The organism is Pseudomonadota bacterium, assembly GCA_011049115.1.
In the GTDB taxonomy this organism is placed as follows: domain Bacteria; phylum Desulfobacterota; class Anaeroferrophillalia; order Anaeroferrophillales; family Tharpellaceae; genus DSCM01.
Genome location: DSCM01000032.1, coordinates 1 through 14,768, shown reverse-complemented (window position 1 = coordinate 14,768; position 14,768 = coordinate 1). Strand labels below are relative to the sequence as shown.

The 14,768-nt window shown below is 47.3% G+C and carries 30 protein-coding genes; all 30 read right to left on the bottom strand.

The genetic code is table 11. The features are described from left to right. Nucleotides 1–12 precede the first annotated feature (12 nt). Nucleotides 13–639: a 30S ribosomal protein S4 gene (locus ENN66_02980; GenBank protein ID HDS15577.1), complete on the bottom strand. Its 627-nt coding sequence runs from the start codon at nt 637–639 to the stop codon at nt 13–15. A gap of 15 nt (nt 640–654) precedes the next feature. Beyond that, nucleotides 655–1,047, bottom strand: coding sequence for a 30S ribosomal protein S11 (locus ENN66_02975; GenBank protein ID HDS15576.1), 393 nt, complete (start codon nt 1,045–1,047; stop codon nt 655–657). A 53-nt stretch (nt 1,048–1,100) separates the two neighbouring features. Further along, nucleotides 1,101–1,472: a 30S ribosomal protein S13 gene (locus tag ENN66_02970; protein ID HDS15575.1), complete on the bottom strand. Its 372-nt coding sequence runs from the start codon at nt 1,470–1,472 to the stop codon at nt 1,101–1,103. Between the two features lie 32 nt (nt 1,473–1,504). Further along, a complete protein-coding gene (locus tag ENN66_02965; GenBank protein HDS15574.1) occupies nt 1,505–1,618 on the bottom strand; it encodes a 50S ribosomal protein L36 in 114 nt (37 codons plus the stop codon). Nucleotides 1,619–1,657: 39 nt separating this feature from the next. Beyond that, a complete protein-coding gene (locus ENN66_02960) occupies nt 1,658–1,879 on the bottom strand; it encodes a translation initiation factor IF-1 (protein HDS15573.1) in 222 nt (73 codons plus the stop codon). A 65-nt stretch (nt 1,880–1,944) separates the two neighbouring features. After that, nucleotides 1,945–2,715: a type I methionyl aminopeptidase gene (gene map, locus ENN66_02955; GenBank protein HDS15572.1), complete on the bottom strand. Its 771-nt coding sequence runs from the start codon at nt 2,713–2,715 to the stop codon at nt 1,945–1,947. After that, the gene (locus ENN66_02950; GenBank protein ID HDS15571.1) at nt 2,712–3,353 is read right to left on the bottom strand and encodes an adenylate kinase; all 642 of its coding nucleotides are present in this window, start codon (nt 3,351–3,353) and stop codon (nt 2,712–2,714) included. The genes map and ENN66_02950 overlap by 4 nt, the downstream gene beginning before the upstream one ends. A 69-nt stretch (nt 3,354–3,422) precedes the next feature. Further along, on the bottom strand, nt 3,423–4,727 hold the full coding sequence (secY, locus tag ENN66_02945) for a preprotein translocase subunit SecY (protein HDS15570.1): 1,305 nt from the start codon (nt 4,725–4,727) through the stop codon (nt 3,423–3,425). Further along, nucleotides 4,720–5,175 (bottom strand): 50S ribosomal protein L15, encoded by a 456-nt coding sequence (locus ENN66_02940; protein ID HDS15569.1) that lies wholly within the window; start codon nt 5,173–5,175, stop codon nt 4,720–4,722. The genes secY and ENN66_02940 overlap by 8 nt, the downstream gene beginning before the upstream one ends. Before the next feature lie 143 nt (nt 5,176–5,318). Beyond that, a complete protein-coding gene (locus tag ENN66_02935; GenBank protein ID HDS15568.1) occupies nt 5,319–5,498 on the bottom strand; it encodes a 50S ribosomal protein L30 in 180 nt (59 codons plus the stop codon). Between the two features lie 60 nt (nt 5,499–5,558). Beyond that, nucleotides 5,559–6,056: a 30S ribosomal protein S5 gene (locus ENN66_02930; GenBank protein HDS15567.1), complete on the bottom strand. Its 498-nt coding sequence runs from the start codon at nt 6,054–6,056 to the stop codon at nt 5,559–5,561. 47 nt (nt 6,057–6,103) lie between these two features. Further along, nucleotides 6,104–6,466, bottom strand: a complete 363-nt coding sequence (locus ENN66_02925) for a 50S ribosomal protein L18 (protein ID HDS15566.1) — start codon at nt 6,464–6,466, stop codon at nt 6,104–6,106. A gap of 32 nt (nt 6,467–6,498) precedes the next feature. Continuing rightward, complete coding sequence (locus ENN66_02920; protein HDS15565.1) at nt 6,499–7,032, bottom strand: 50S ribosomal protein L6; 534 nt, start codon at nt 7,030–7,032, stop codon at nt 6,499–6,501. 26 nt (nt 7,033–7,058) lie between these two features. Beyond that, on the bottom strand, nt 7,059–7,457 hold the full coding sequence (locus ENN66_02915) for a 30S ribosomal protein S8 (protein HDS15564.1): 399 nt from the start codon (nt 7,455–7,457) through the stop codon (nt 7,059–7,061). Nucleotides 7,458–7,496: 39 nt separating this feature from the next. Beyond that, on the bottom strand, nt 7,497–7,682 hold the full coding sequence (locus tag ENN66_02910; protein ID HDS15563.1) for a type Z 30S ribosomal protein S14: 186 nt from the start codon (nt 7,680–7,682) through the stop codon (nt 7,497–7,499). A gap of 59 nt (nt 7,683–7,741) precedes the next feature. Then, on the bottom strand, nt 7,742–8,281 hold the full coding sequence (locus ENN66_02905) for a 50S ribosomal protein L5 (protein ID HDS15562.1): 540 nt from the start codon (nt 8,279–8,281) through the stop codon (nt 7,742–7,744). Nucleotides 8,282–8,307: 26 nt separating this feature from the next. Continuing rightward, a complete protein-coding gene (locus ENN66_02900) occupies nt 8,308–8,622 on the bottom strand; it encodes a 50S ribosomal protein L24 (GenBank protein HDS15561.1) in 315 nt (104 codons plus the stop codon). A 35-nt stretch (nt 8,623–8,657) separates the two neighbouring features. Continuing rightward, entirely contained in the window at nt 8,658–9,026 is a 369-nt protein-coding gene (locus tag ENN66_02895) for a 50S ribosomal protein L14 (protein ID HDS15560.1), read from the bottom strand. 48 nt (nt 9,027–9,074) lie between these two features. Further along, complete coding sequence (locus ENN66_02890) at nt 9,075–9,341, bottom strand: 30S ribosomal protein S17 (GenBank protein ID HDS15559.1); 267 nt, start codon at nt 9,339–9,341, stop codon at nt 9,075–9,077. Between the two features lie 106 nt (nt 9,342–9,447). Next, on the bottom strand, nt 9,448–9,639 hold the full coding sequence (locus ENN66_02885; protein ID HDS15558.1) for a 50S ribosomal protein L29: 192 nt from the start codon (nt 9,637–9,639) through the stop codon (nt 9,448–9,450). Next, a complete protein-coding gene (locus ENN66_02880) occupies nt 9,636–10,052 on the bottom strand; it encodes a 50S ribosomal protein L16 (protein ID HDS15557.1) in 417 nt (138 codons plus the stop codon). Before ENN66_02880 ends, ENN66_02885 begins: the two co-directional genes overlap by 4 nt. A gap of 123 nt (nt 10,053–10,175) precedes the next feature. Further along, nucleotides 10,176–10,838, bottom strand: a complete 663-nt coding sequence (locus ENN66_02875; protein HDS15556.1) for a 30S ribosomal protein S3 — start codon at nt 10,836–10,838, stop codon at nt 10,176–10,178. Between the two features lie 104 nt (nt 10,839–10,942). After that, entirely contained in the window at nt 10,943–11,281 is a 339-nt protein-coding gene (locus tag ENN66_02870; GenBank protein HDS15555.1) for a 50S ribosomal protein L22, read from the bottom strand. 35 nt (nt 11,282–11,316) lie between these two features. Beyond that, a complete protein-coding gene (locus tag ENN66_02865) occupies nt 11,317–11,595 on the bottom strand; it encodes a 30S ribosomal protein S19 (GenBank protein ID HDS15554.1) in 279 nt (92 codons plus the stop codon). Between the two features lie 70 nt (nt 11,596–11,665). Beyond that, nucleotides 11,666–12,490: a 50S ribosomal protein L2 gene (locus ENN66_02860; GenBank protein ID HDS15553.1), complete on the bottom strand. Its 825-nt coding sequence runs from the start codon at nt 12,488–12,490 to the stop codon at nt 11,666–11,668. Nucleotides 12,491–12,548: 58 nt separating this feature from the next. Further along, the gene (locus ENN66_02855; GenBank protein HDS15552.1) at nt 12,549–12,845 is read right to left on the bottom strand and encodes a 50S ribosomal protein L23; all 297 of its coding nucleotides are present in this window, start codon (nt 12,843–12,845) and stop codon (nt 12,549–12,551) included. Further along, complete coding sequence (locus ENN66_02850) at nt 12,842–13,462, bottom strand: 50S ribosomal protein L4 (GenBank protein ID HDS15551.1); 621 nt, start codon at nt 13,460–13,462, stop codon at nt 12,842–12,844. The genes ENN66_02855 and ENN66_02850 overlap by 4 nt, the downstream gene beginning before the upstream one ends. Nucleotides 13,463–13,505: 43 nt before the next feature. Beyond that, complete coding sequence (locus ENN66_02845) at nt 13,506–14,138, bottom strand: 50S ribosomal protein L3 (GenBank protein ID HDS15550.1); 633 nt, start codon at nt 14,136–14,138, stop codon at nt 13,506–13,508. Between the two features lie 53 nt (nt 14,139–14,191). After that, nucleotides 14,192–14,506 carry a 30S ribosomal protein S10 gene (locus ENN66_02840; GenBank protein ID HDS15549.1) on the bottom strand — a complete coding sequence of 105 codons (315 nt, stop codon included), beginning with the start codon at nt 14,504–14,506 and terminating at the stop codon, nt 14,192–14,194. 138 nt (nt 14,507–14,644) lie between these two features. Then, the coding region (tuf, locus tag ENN66_02835) for an elongation factor Tu (GenBank protein HDS15548.1) at nt 14,645–14,768 on the bottom strand (124 nt) is incomplete at its 5' end.

Below are 14,768 nucleotides of genomic sequence, written 5' to 3'. Positions count from 1 at the left end.
CACCAGTCAGTTTTAACGAGAATAGAATTCAACTATCAACTGCTCATTGATCGTCTGCGAGACATCTTCGCGTTTAGGTAAGGCTTTGAGTACCCCACGGCCCTTCACTTTATCAACATCCAGATATTCCGGCAAACTGCGTCTGGCGGCAGCGGCCAGGGCTTCACTGATACGGCCTAGTTTCCGGCTTTTTTCACAGACCTCGACAATGTCATTGACATTGACCTGAAAGGAAGGGATATTGACCCGTTTTTCATTAACCAGAAAATGGCCATGGGCAACCAGCTGCCGCGCCTCAGCCCGGGTATTGGTAAAACCCATTCTATAAACAATATTGTCCAGCCGTCTCTCGACCAAAACCAATAAATTTTCCCCGGTAACCCCTTTCTGGCGATCGGCCTTGGCAAAATAGCTGCGGAACTGTTTTTCCAGAAGGCCGTAAATTCGACGCACCTTTTGTTTTTCCCGCAGCTGCATTCCATATTCCGTGAATTTTGTTCTTCTTTGTCCATGTTGACCCGGCGCATAGGCGCGACGATCAAAGGCGCATTTTTCTGTATAACAACGGTCTCCCTTAAGAAACAGTTTAGCCCCTTCACGCCGACACTGGCGACAGACAGATTCTCTGTAACGTGCCAAATCTTCCTCCTTAGACTAAACCCTTCTCCGTTTCGGGGGGCGACACCCGTTATGCGGAATGGGAGTAATATCTCGAATTACATTAATGGTCATCCCCACGCTCTGAATGGCTCGTATAGCCGATTCACGCCCGGAACCCGGTCCCTTAACATGCACATCTACCGTACGCATGCCTTGATCCATAGCTTTTTTGGCAGCTTCTTCCGCCGTCTGCCGAGCTGCAAAAGGGGTACTCTTACGAGAACCCTTAAATCCGACTACCCCGGCATTTGCCCAGGCAATCACATTACCCTGTGGATCCGTAAAGCTCACTTTCGTGTTATTAAAGGTTGCCAGTACATACGCGATACCGGCAGGAACATTTTTTTTGACCCGACTTTTACCGGATCTACCTCTCGGATTAGCCATTTCACCTCCTAGCAGCTTCAGAATCTCTCCCGCTACCAGTTTATCTGCTAAAACTATTTACGTTTCCTTGATATCGGCCCGCGAGCCGGTCCTTTTCGTGTCCGGGCATTAGTTTTGGTCCGCTGTCCGCGTACCGGCAGCGACCGACGATGTCGTAAACCGCGATAGCAACCAATATCCATCAATCTTTTTATATTGGCGGTTACATCCCGTCGCAGGTCGCCCTCAATCTTATAGCTGCTTTCGATTTTTTCTCGAATTCGAGTAAGCTGATCATCATCTAAATCGTCACTGCCGATATTAGGGTCAACCTCGGCATCAGCTAATATCTTTTCTGCGGTACTGCGACCTATACCGTAGATATAGGTAAGAGCTATAACAATTCTTTTGTTTCGGGGCAAGTTCACCCCAGCAATTCTGGCCAATGGTCTTTCCTCCTAAACTACCGGGTAAATAATTAACCCTGCCGTTGTTTATGCTTTGGGTTAATACATACAACTCTAACTGTACCACGTCTTTTTATCAGTTTGCATTTATCACACATCCTTTTAACTGATGCTCTGACTTTCATTTTTACTCTCCAAAATTAGATTACCGAAGGCAACCGCTATCAACGAGTCCGATAAACAATTCGGCCACGTGTCAAATCGTAAGGCGATAACTGGATGGTTACTTTGTCTCCGGGCAATATCTTAATAAAATGCATCCTCATTTTTCCGGAAATATGAGCCAGTATCCGATGCCCATTGTCAAGGTTCACGCGAAACATCGCATTCGGCAGAGTTTCAACGACGGTCCCTTCAACCTCAATAACATCTTCTTTGTTTGACATTTTTTCCTTCCATCAGCCTACAGAATGCGAACACCACAATATATAATCCATTGCATGCAGAATTGCTATGTCACTAATCTGCTATCAGCTATCTGGCTTAAGATTACCGGACCATCGGCTGTAACCGCAATCGTATGTTCAAAATGCGCCGACAACTTCCGATCGCTGGTAACCGCAGTCCAGCCATCATCCAGAACCTGTACAGCGTGACTTCCAAGATTAATCATCGGTTCTATCGCCAACACCATTCCAGTTTTCAAGATCAGACCAGTACCGACTTTACCATAATTCGGAATCTGCGGGGGTTCATGCAATTCCGTGCCTATCCCATGCCCGACAAAATCTCGCACAACACTATAGCCATGATTCTCTGCATACTCCTGCACACAATGCGACAGGGTATAGAGATGCTCTCCTGGCCATGCCAGCTCAATCGCTTTTTCAAGCGCCTTCTCAGTTACCTGCATCAAACGCTCAGCTTCGGCCGACACCGTCCCCACCGGCACGGTCAAAGCTGCATCACCAAAATAGCCATCAAGACAAACACCAACGTCTATACTGATGATATCGCCATCTTTAAGCTTTTTCTTTTTGGAAGGAATTCCGTGAACTATCTCATAATTTACTGAGGTACATAATGTCGCCGGGAAGCCGGCATAGCCTTTAAAAGCCGGACGCGCTCCCTGCGCGATTATCGCATCTTCAGCTATTCTGTCAAGGGTAGCGGTGCTAACTCCTGGCTGTACATTTCTTTTTACCAGCTGCAAGACCTCAGCAACCAGTTTCCCCGCAGCCCTCAGCTTCTCAAGCTCTCGTTTCGAACGTAGAACTATCATCCATTCACTACGGCCATAATTGCGGAATAGATATTATCCGGACTACCGGTTCCGGGAATACTGCGCAACAATCCCTTCGCACTATAGAAATCGATTAATGGTGCTGTTTGCTTGTGATAATTTTCCAGCCTGACCTTAATCGCATCTTCCTTATCATCATCCCGCTGATACAGTTTTGCTCCACAAAGGTCGCAAATACCATCAACCTTAGGGGGGTTAAATATTTTATGAAAACTCGCGCCACAAGTACACATCCAGCGTCCGGTCAAACGAGCCAAAAGGTCTTCATCTGGAACCTCGATACTGATAACATGATCAATCGCACGATTACTTTTTTCAAGCATGATCGCCAGGGATGAAGCTTGGTCTACCGTTCTCGGAAAACCATCCAGAATAAAACCCTTAGTACAGTCCTTCTCTTTAAGGCGCTCATCGATAATACCGATAACGACTGAATCGGGAACAAGTTTGCCGGCATCCATATATTTCTTGGCTTCCACACCCATCTCCGTGCCGTCTTTGACCGCGGCGCGGAGAATATCACCCGTAGAAATTTGTGGGATTTGCAGAGCGTCAATCATTTTTTTTGCCTGCGTTCCCTTACCAGCTCCTGGAGGGCCGAGTAGAATTAAATTCATAGCTAGCTCCTTATCAAAATTTCTGCTGCAAATTCAAGGTCACATTGTAACCTGGGTAAATTGTGCTTCTCAGCGCCGTCGGGCACCGGCCTTACGCATCAGCCCTTCATAGTTGCGTGACATCAAATGTGACTGAATCTGTTGAATCGTATCAATGCCAACACCGACTACGATCAAAAGCGCCGTGCCTCCGAAAAAGAACGGGACATTAAATTTGCCAATCAGAATCATAGGCAGCACACAAACTGCCGAGACATAGACCGCCCCCCAAAAAGTCAGTCGTGTCAGTATTTTATCGAGATACTCAGCTGTTCTTTTGCCGGGCCTGATCCCCGGCACATAGCCGCCAAATTTTTTCAGGTTATCAGCAACGTCATCCGGTTTAAAGGTAACAGCTGTATAAAAATAACAAAACACGAAGATTAAAGCTACATAAACCAGGTTATAAAAGAATTCGGTCGGCACAAAAGCCGCAGAAAACTTTTTCATGATCGGCAAATCAATAAAATTAGCGATAGTCGCCGGGAACATGATAATTGAGGATGCAAAAATCGGCGGGATAACCCCGGCAGTATTGATTTTCAACGGCAGGTGCGTACTCTGTCCACCAACCATACGCCGCCCTTGAATGCGTTTGGCATACTGAATCGGAATTCGTCGCTGCGCCATTTCCACAAAAACTATGGCGGCGATAGTTGCCAGCATCAAGATAAAGATCATCATCGCCAGAAACAAACTCATTTCCCCTGTCTTAATCAGTCGTACCGAGTTAATTATTGCAGCTGGGATGTTAGCTACAATTCCGGCAAAAATAATCAGAGAGATTCCATTACCGATGCCCCGTTCGGTTATTTGCTCTCCGATCCACATAATAAAAGCTGTTCCGGTAGTTAAGGTCAAGATCGTCAGAAGCCTGAACCCCCAGCCGGGAAACATCACAACCATCTCCCCCGCAGGCCCCTGCATACTTTCAAGCCCGACTGCAATGCCAAAGCTCTGAATGATGCTTAATAGAATGGTACCATACCGCGTATAACGATTAATTTTACGGCGGCCGGCCTCTCCTTCTTTCTTTAAGCGTTCCAAGGTGGGGACAACCATCGCCAGGAGCTCAATTATAATAGAAGCACTGATATAAGGCATAATTCCCAGGGAAAAGACTGACAGACGGCTCAGCCCCCCCCCTGAAAACATATCAAACATGCCCAATAAAGTGCCCTTGGCCTGCAGGAAAAACGCCGCCAAGGCCTGGCCGTCAATTCCCGGTGTCGGCACATGAACTCCGATACGATATATGAGCAGAAGAAAAAAAGTCATGCCCAAACGCTTCTGCAACTCGGGAATGTTGCCAATATTTTCGATGCCCTTAAGCAATCTGGGCCTCCTGCTCGATCAGCCCACCAGCCTGCCTGATCTTTTCACTCGCGGTTGCACTGCAGGCCGCAACTCTAACCGTCAGTTTTTTATTGAGCAACCCATTACCCAGAAGTTTTACTCGGGTCTCTTTGCGATTGATCAGACCGTGCTGCTGCAGCGAAGCAACATCAACGATACTTCCATCCTCAAAACAGTTGAGCTGATGAACATTTACTACCGCGACATCCTCACGAAAGATATTATTAAAACCTCGTTTCGGCAAACGCCTCTGCAAAGGCATCTGCCCCCCTTCGAACCAAGGGTGAATCCCCCCGCCGGACCTGGACTTTTGCCCCTTGTGTCCCCGTCCTGCTGTTTTGTGGTAACCGGAACCTATTCCACGTCCCACCCTTTTTCTGTTTTTTCCGGCGCCGCTATCTGCCGGCAATGAAGCTAAATCGACCATTTTTCCCTCTTCTTCCTGACTGCCTGTTTCATTTTATCCGTGAAAATTAGATAACAGACGCAAAGCTTCCGCGTGTATTTTTTTAAATTGCATGTTCTCCTAAGTCAGGATCCCGAGACTCCCTCCTTTGGCATGAACTCGGCTCAGACCTTTTCCACATCCACCATATATGAGATTTTCTGAATCATCCCAGCTACCTGCGGAGTTTCTTCCAGGGTCACGCTCTGTCTGATTCGGCGCAGCCCTAAGGCCTGAGCCGTTCTTCTATGCTTGGGCAAACGCCCGGAACAGCTTTTCTTCAGTGTAATCTTAAGGGTATTCATCATTTGCTCCCCGGTTTAGACTTACTCATAATCGCACTTCAATAACCACCATGAAGCCGGCTAACAACTAAGAATCATCTGTTTGTTGCGGTTACGTGAGACCTGTTCGACACTTTGCAACTGCATTAGACCGTCGACCGTGGCCCGTACGGCATTATGCGGGTTATTGGAGCCGATACATTTTGTCAAGATATCTTTGACTCCGGCGGACTCCAGAACAGCGCGGACCGCACCTCCGGCGATAACCCCGGTTCCCGGCGAGGCCGGACGAAGAAGAACTTTTCCGGCTCCGTAATTACCAACTACCTGGTACGCAATGGATGTTCCGAGCAGGGGAATTTGCACCATCTGCCGTTTAGCGGCTTCAGTTCCTTTGCGTACGGCTTCCGGGACTTCATTTGCCTTCCCAAGCCCATAGCCTACCTTACCCTTGCCATCTCCAACCACCACCAAGGCACTAAAACTAAAACGCCGGCCACCTTTTACGACCTTGGCAACCCGGTTGATCTTAACTACCCGTTCAGTTACCTCTTCTTCAAGAAATCTGGGCTTTTCCAAGCCTCACCTCCATTATGAAATAGTCTTTTAAACCCGATCCATTCCGCCTAAAAGAGCAGGCCGCCTTCTCGTGCGCCCTCTGCCAGCGCCTTGATCCGGCCATGATAGACAAAACCATTACGATCAAAAACCGCATTTTTGACATTACTAGCCAACAGCCGCTCTGCAATAATCTGCCCCACCAGTTTAGCGGCATCACAATTACCACCATTCTTCCCGGCAAAAGCTTTGTCCTTGCTCGAGGCCGAAGCCAATGTTCTCTGACCACTGTCGTCTATCGCCTGAACGTAGATATTTTTAGCAGATTTGAAGACCGAGAGTCTGGGACGTTTTGCACTGCCGGAGACGGTACCCCTGATTTTTCTTTTCTTTTTCTCTCGAACCAATTTTTTTCTTTTCAAAAGAACCACAAGATCACCTCAAATACATAAATAAAACCGGACTATTTGCCAGCCTTACCAGCTTTTCGAATTACATATTCATCGGCATACCGAATGCCCTTACCCTTATAAGGCTCAACCGGACGAAAGGCTCTGATATCAGCGGCAACCGCGCCCACAAGCTGTTTATCAACCCCATGAACGACAATTTTTTCACGCTCAACGGAAATGCTGATACCCTCCGGAATGGGGTAGGCAATGGGATGCGAATATCCAAGTGCCAGATTCAGATTTCCGCCGCTGACATCGGCTTTATAACCGATACCGTTTATTTCCAAAACCTTACTGAATCCAGTGCTCACCCCAGTTACCATATTAGCAAGCAATGCACGCATCAGACCATGGAAAGAACGCGAACGGCGATCATCGTTCACTCGCGTCACGCTGACTGTCTGCCCCTCAACTGCAACCGATACCCGCTCAACCAAAAACTGTTGCAGCGCTCCCTTTGGACCTTTAACCCTGACCACACCATCCGCCACCGAAAATTCAACCCCCTGCGGCAGTAAAATTTCTTTTTTTCCGATTCGAGACATCTTGATCTCCACAAACTCAAAAGAAGTTACCAGACTGAACAGAGATACTCGCCGCCGACATTCAGCTTCGCCGCCTGTTCTCCGCTCAAGACCCCTTTTGAGGTAGACAAAATACTAGTTCCGAGCCCATTCCGGATAACGGGAATTTCATTATGTTTGACATAGCGGCGCAAACCGCACCTACTCTGACGAGTCAAGCCGTTAATAACCGGACGCCCCGCTTCATCATATTTCAAATAAAGCCGCAACAGACCTTGAGAACCATCACTGAGAACCTTGTAGTTTTTAATGTATCCTTCCTGCTTAAGAATCTCCGATAGACTCTGGTTCATCTTAGTCAGAATTACGTCTACTTTTTCAAACTTAACCATGTTCGCATTGCGAATCCGGGTTAACATATCAGCGATTAAATCGGTTGCCAACATTCTCTTCACCTTCTTCAAAAATTTTTTGCTCTAAATTCATTACCAGCTTGATTTGATAACGCCGGGAATATCACCTTTAGACGACAGCGTACGAAAACAGATACGACACATGTCAAATTTACGATAATAGCTTCGCGAACGCCCACATAAAGGGCAGCGATTATACTCCCGCACGGCAAATTTCTTTGGTCGTAACGCTTTGATCATCATGGACTTTTTCGCCATTTAACAACTCTCCTTGGCCTCGACATTTCACAACAAGATTAACGAGGTAGCCTTTAAAATCATTTGCGGAAGGGAAAACCAAACAGGCTCAGTAACTCACGCCCTTCTTCGTCGTTTTTGGCAGTGGTCACGACAGCGATATTCATTCCCTTGATTTTATCAACATTTTCCAGTTCAATCTCAGGAAACACCACCTGGTCACGTAAACCCAAAGAATAATTGCCTCGCCCATCAAAGGCCTTACCGGAAATTCCCTTGAAATCCCTGACTCGAGGAAGCACTATTGTGATAAGCCTTTCAAGAAATTCAAACATAACATCCCGGCGCAGGGTAACCATACATCCGATCGGCATCCCTTCACGCAGCTTAAACTGAGCAATTGATTTGCGGGCTTTAGTTATCACCGGCTTGCGCCCGGTGATCGCTGCCATTTCGAGCACCGCTGACTCCAGAATTTTTGCATTCTGGACTGCCTCTCCCAAGCCCATGTTAACCACAACCTTTTCCAGCCGTGGAACCTCCATGACATTGCCATAACCATACTTCTTTCGCATGGCCGGAACTATTTCCTGCTGGTATTTTTCTCTAAAAAAGCCCATCTAGTGTAACCCTCCGGGATCTACTACTACTTATCAAATAGCTCTTCGCACTTTTTACAGTACCGAGCATTACTGTTATCGCTCATCTTCCGTACTCCGCTGCGCACTGCCTTTTCGCATTTCTCACAGTAAAGCATCACATTTGAACGGTGCAAGGAAGCTTCTTTTTCTATAATTCCGCCCTGTGTCTGATCCACGCCCGGCTTGGTATGACGTTTGACCAGATTAAGCTTTTCAACCACAACTCGATTCTTGGCATGGATAATCTTTTTTATCTTGCCGCTCTTTCCTTTATCTTTGCCACCGATGACCATAACTTTGTCATCTTTTTTAAGCTGCACCATTACATTACTCCATAACCTTATCTTTTCCTGGCTTACAGAACTTCCGGGGCCAAGGAAACAATTTTCATAAAATTTTTGGCTCTCAGCTCTCTTGCCACAGGTCCGAAAATACGGGTACCAATAGGCTCACGCTGATTATTGATCAACACCGCCGAATTACAGTCAAATCTGATATAACTACCATCTTGACGACGAATTTCTTTGGCGGTGCGAACGACAACAGCATTCATTACATCGCCTTTTTTAACCTTGGCGTTGGGCATGGCCTCTTTTACAGAGACTTTGATAACATCTCCAATTTCGGCGTAACGCCGTCGTGAGCCACCCAATACTTTAATACATAACATTTTCTTGGCCCCGGAATTGTCTGCGGAGTCAAGAAGCGTCTCAACCTGAATCATCTTATACTCTCCCTATAAACGTCTGCATTCGCAAATGAGAAGACGCTCCTACTGAATAGCCCGTACGACTATCTTGCTGACCCGCCAGCACTTATCTTTACTCAGGGGGCGACATTCCGTAATCGCCACCATGTCGCCAATCGCACACTGATTCTGAGGATCATGGGCTTTATACTTGCTGGTTCTACGAATATACTTTTTGTAGGTGGGATGTTTCACCTTGGTCGATACATTGACAACTACGGTTTTATCCATTTTGTCGCTGGTTACCTGACCAACCATTGTCCGTTTATTTCTTTGGCCGCTACTCTGCATGGCTCATACCTACCTGACTACCTAATAATTCATGTCACTTGAACAATTATATAATTCCGATTCCACAACCCAGACCTAAAAAAGTCCTGATTCTTACCCTGTCCCCTTACTTAAGCCGAAGCTCACTTAAACGGGTCAGCACTCGAGCCCGTTCACGCCGAGTCCGCCTCAACTTGGCAGTATCCTGTAACTGGCTGATGCTTTTCTGAAGTCTCAGATTAAAAAGTTCCTGGGAAAGCTCTCCGACCTTGCTCTGCAATTCTCCGGCAGACATCTCTTTGAGATCATTTTTTTTCATACTGCCACCTCACGGCTCACGGTTTTGGTTCTGATCGGCAGTTTATGTGCAGCCAAGCGCAAAGCTTCTACTGCAACATCCCGAGAAACACCCTCCATTTCATAGAGAATACGCCCTGGCCTCACGACCGCAACCCATTCTTCAGGTGAACCTTTACCCTTACCCATTCTGACCTCTGCGGGCTTTTTTGTTAAGGGTTTGTCGGGGAAAATCCTGATCCAGACCTTGCCGCCACGCTTGATATGCCGGTTAATGGCAATACGCGCCGCCTCAATCTGTCGATTCGTTATATGGCCATTTTCTTGAGCCTGTAGACCGTAATCACCGAAAGAGAGTTCAAAACCTCCAGAAGCGACCCCACGATTGCGCCCCTTCTGCTGTTTTCTATACTTAACCTTTTTTGGCATTAACATGGCTATAATCCTGGTTCATTGCAACTTGCGACGTTTTCCTGAAGAGATCGTCCACGTTGCTTAAAATAATTTTTTTTGATAGACTATCTGTTCCCCGACCGTTAGAGCAATACCATATTCGGGCTAGATGGCTTTCGCAGCCGCCAACTGTTCTTGCTTACCAACCATAATCTCACCCTTGAAGACCCATACCTTCACCCCGATAATTCCATAGGTCGTGTTGGCTTCAGCAAAACCGTAATCGATATCAGCCCGCAGTGTATGCAGTGGGACCCGCCCATCACGATACCATTCAGAACGAGCAATCTCGGCCCCACCCAAACGTCCGGCCACTCCGACCTTCACGCCCAGCACGCCCAGCTTCATGGCCATACCGACACTGCGTTTAATAGCCCGACGGAAGGCCACCCGGCGTTCCAGCTGCAAGGCCACATTTTCCGCAATCAGCTGAGCGTCGGCTTCAGGACGCTTTACTTCATTAATATTAATAAAGATTTCACCTTTGACCAAACGGCTGAGATCTTTTTTCAGTAATTCAATTTCGGACCCTTTTTTCCCGATAATGATACCGGGACGGGCAGCAAAGATGTTGACCCGAATACGTTTGGCTGCCCTCTCAATCTCAATCTTAGAGATGCCGGCATGGTACATTTTTTTCTTCAGGTACTTTTTTAAACGTAGATCCTCGTGCAGGTACTGCTTGTACTCCTTACCGCCATACCAGCACGAACTCCAGGTTTTTACGATCCCCAAACGTAAGCCAATCGGATTAACTTTCTGTCCCAAGACTCATCTCCTGCACAAATGGATGTGCGCAATCTATTTTTCTTAAGTTTTTCCTATCCGGCGTCTGTCCGTAATTCATTTTCCTGGCCGCCGGGACTATGTTTCTAGTAACGTTCGTCATCCAGGACCACGGTTATGTGGCTGGTCCGTTTATTTATTCGCGTTGCCCTTCCCATCGCTCGCGGCAGAAAACGCCGCATCGTGGGACCTTCATCTACAAAAGCACGCTTGATATAGAGAGCATCGACATCCATATCCCCACGCTGATCGGCATTGGCAACCGCGGATTCCACCAATTTGCGGACTGCCGGGGCGCACTTCTTCTTGGTCACATGAAGAGCGTTTATAGCCTGCTCCACATCCATGCCTTTGATCATGTCAACAACCAGACGCGCTTTTCGCGGCGCCATTCGAAAGTGCCTCAGTTTGGCCTGAACCTGCATGGCTAAACTCCTTATCTGAAAATCTCAATTTTAGACTATTTGCGAACCTTGGACTTTTTATCCGCCGCGTGACCATAATAAGTTCTGGTTGGTGAAAATTCACCCAGCTTATGACCTACCATCTCTTCGGTCACGAAAACCGGAATAAATTTCTTACCATTATGAACAGCCATTGTATAACCCACCATTTCGGGATAGATTGTCGACCGCCGTGACCAGGTTTTAATGGTCTTATTGTTGCTGTCCACCAGCTTTTCAACCTTGTCCAGGAGATGCTGATCGATATATGGTCCTTTTTTTACTGAACGCGCCACTGTGACCTCCTGTCACTCTGGATCTTATAATTATTGCAGAACCGCGACTGATAGTTTGTGCCAAATATATTCATTTATTACGACGACGTACGATATCTTTATCGGTAGCAGTGTTTTTCCGAGTATTATGACCCTTGGTTGGAATTCCCCAAGGGGTTACCGGATGCCGGCCGCCGGATGATTTCCCTTCGCCACCACCATGCGGATGGTCTACCGGGTTCATAGCCACCCCGCGGACCTTAGGCCTCCGGCCTAACCAACGACTTCGGCCGGCCTTACCGATTGAAATATTATCATGTTCGATGTTACTTATCTGTCCCAAGGTGGCCCGGCAAAGCTGATGAATATAGCGAACTTCACCTGAGGGCATCTTGATCTGAACCTGATGCCCATCCTTAGCCATCAACTGGGCATATGCTCCAGCACTTCGCACCAGTTGGGCACCCTTCCCTATTTTCATCTCTACATTATGAATAATGCTGCCCAGGGGCATATTCTTGAGTGGCAAACAGTTACCCGGCTTGATATCCACGTTATCGCCGGTTTCCAAACGGTCACCAACCTTGATTTCAACTGGTGCCAGAATATAACGTTTCTCACCATCGGCATACTGCAGCAGGGCAATCCGAGCCGTACGATTAGGATCATATTCAATGGTTTTAACTTCTGCGGGCATGCCGACCTTATCGCGCTTAAAATCAATAAGTCTATATTTTCTGCGGCTCCCCCCCCCCCGATGCCGGACGGTTATTGAACCACTATTATTACGTCCGCCTTTTTTATTTACTGGAACCAGCAAACTTTTTTCCGGCGTACTTGTCGTTATCTCATCAAACGATGAGGAAGTTTGAAAACGACGGCCAGGCGATGTCGGATTATATTTTTTTAAAACCATGTCACAACCTTTCAAATAAATTCCAGCCTTCAACTATAAGCTGCCGGAACTTCACCGTTTAAACACCCTCAAAGATTTCAATCTTCTGGTTCGGCTTCAGGGTCACGATGGCTTTTTTACCATCGGCTTTCTTTCCCTGTACCCGGCCAACTCGTTTCTTTTTCCCTAGAGTTCTGATCGTCCGAACATTTTCTACTTTTACCTTGAAAAGAGCTTCAACCGCTTTGCGAATCTCGACCTTGTTCACCATTCGGTCAACGGTGAAGGTACACTGCCGACTCACCTGATAGGCCGCCATACTCTTCTCTGTCAACACAGGATAACGAATAATGTCGTAATAAGTATTGGGAATCATTTCTCTAAAGCCCCCTCAATTATTTTCAGCGAGGCATCTGACAACATCAGATAATCATATTTCAGCAGATCGAAGACATTTACACCATTCTGATTAACCGCGAGCGCCCCGGGCAGATTCCGGGCGGAGAGCATAAGCTCACGATTATCCTCGGCGACCAACATTGCACTACTGATTTCAAAGGTCTTAAACAGATCGGCTATCCGTTTGGTTTTTGTCTCGGCCAGATTAAAATCTTGCATGATAATAAGCTTACCATCCTGGAACTTCTGCGAAAGGACCGAAACCAGAGCCTGACGCCGAATTTGCTTCGGAAGACGATAACCATAATCACGCGGTTGTGGACCAAAAATCACCCCTCCGCCACGCCAGATCGGAGAACGACTGGTACCGGCACGGGCACGACCCGTCCCTTTCTGGCGCCAAGGCTTGGCTCCCCCACCACTAACCTTACTTCTGTTTTTAACCGCTGCCGTCCCTTGCCGGCGTTTAGCCAGCTGCCAGACAACCACGTCACGCACCAGATGTTCCTTGATCTCAGCCTGAAATACTGAATCAGCGATTTCAGTCTCGGCTACCTTCACTTTTTCTAAATTATAAATATCAACTTTGGCCATACTATTCTCCGACTATTCCCGGGCGACGGAAATATCGCTAAACTTAGCTTACTTTTTTAATGGTCACAAGACCATTTTTGGCGCCGGGAACCCCACCTTTAACCAGTACCAGCCCCTGATCGGAGCGCACTTGAACTACCGTCAGGTTTTTCACGGTCACCTTTTGATTACCCAGGCGTCCTGGCATTTTTTTCCCTTTTACAACCCTGCCGGGATAGGCCGAAGTGCCTACGGACCCCCCGGCCCTGTGATTCTTATGTGCCCCATGCGAGGCCGGCTGACCAGCAAATCCCCAGCGTTTCATTACGCCGGCGAAACCTTTTCCCTTGCTCTTCGCTGTGACCGTCACCAGATTACCCGGACTAAAGAAATCAGCCGTTAAAACATCTCCCGGCTGAAAAGCGCCTTCATCCTTAATCGGAACCTCACGCAAATGATAAAAGACGCCTTTGCCGGCTTTCTGACAATGGCCAATCTGCGGTTTATTGGCACGCGCCATTGATTTCTCCGAAAGCCCCAACTGCACGGCGCTGTAGCCATCCCGGGCCGCAGTCTTAACCTGCACGACCGTACATGGACCAACCGCCAACACGGTTACCGGCACGAGCTCTCCAAGTTCATTATAGAGTTGTGTCATGCCAACCTTTGTAGCTAACATTTCCTGTATTTCAGCCATCATTTAACCTATATTATCAAACACTCTTGAAGATATAATCCACACCAACAGCCTTAGAGTTTGATCTCAACATCGACTCCGGCAGACAGATCCAGTTTCATCAAAGCATCTACGGTCTGCTGGTTTGGCTCGAGTATATCAATCAGCCGATTATGAGTTCGCATTTCAAACTGTTCCCGTGATTTTTTATTGACATGAGGTGATCGTAAAACACAGTACTTATTGATCGCCGTCGGCAAAGCTATGGGACCCGCGATTATCGCGCCGGTCCGCTTGGCCGTATTCACTATCTCACAGACTGACTGATCTAGGATCTTATGATCATAGCCTTTCAGACGTATTCTGATTTTCTGATTCGGTAAAGTCATTTTTCTACCTCAAGGATTTCACAGTTCTATCATACCGTAAACTGACGGCCGTCGACCACTGCAACAAATCCACTATTCCATAACGATAACAATACTTACAAACTTCCCAAATACACGCAGCAACTTACTGCCTGCTGATTAGGCAATAATCTCACTGACGACGCCGGCTCCTACGGTCCGACCACCTTCACGAATAGCAAAGCGTAATTCTTTTTCCATGGCGATCGGGGTAATCAGCTCGCCAACAATCGTTATGTTGTCG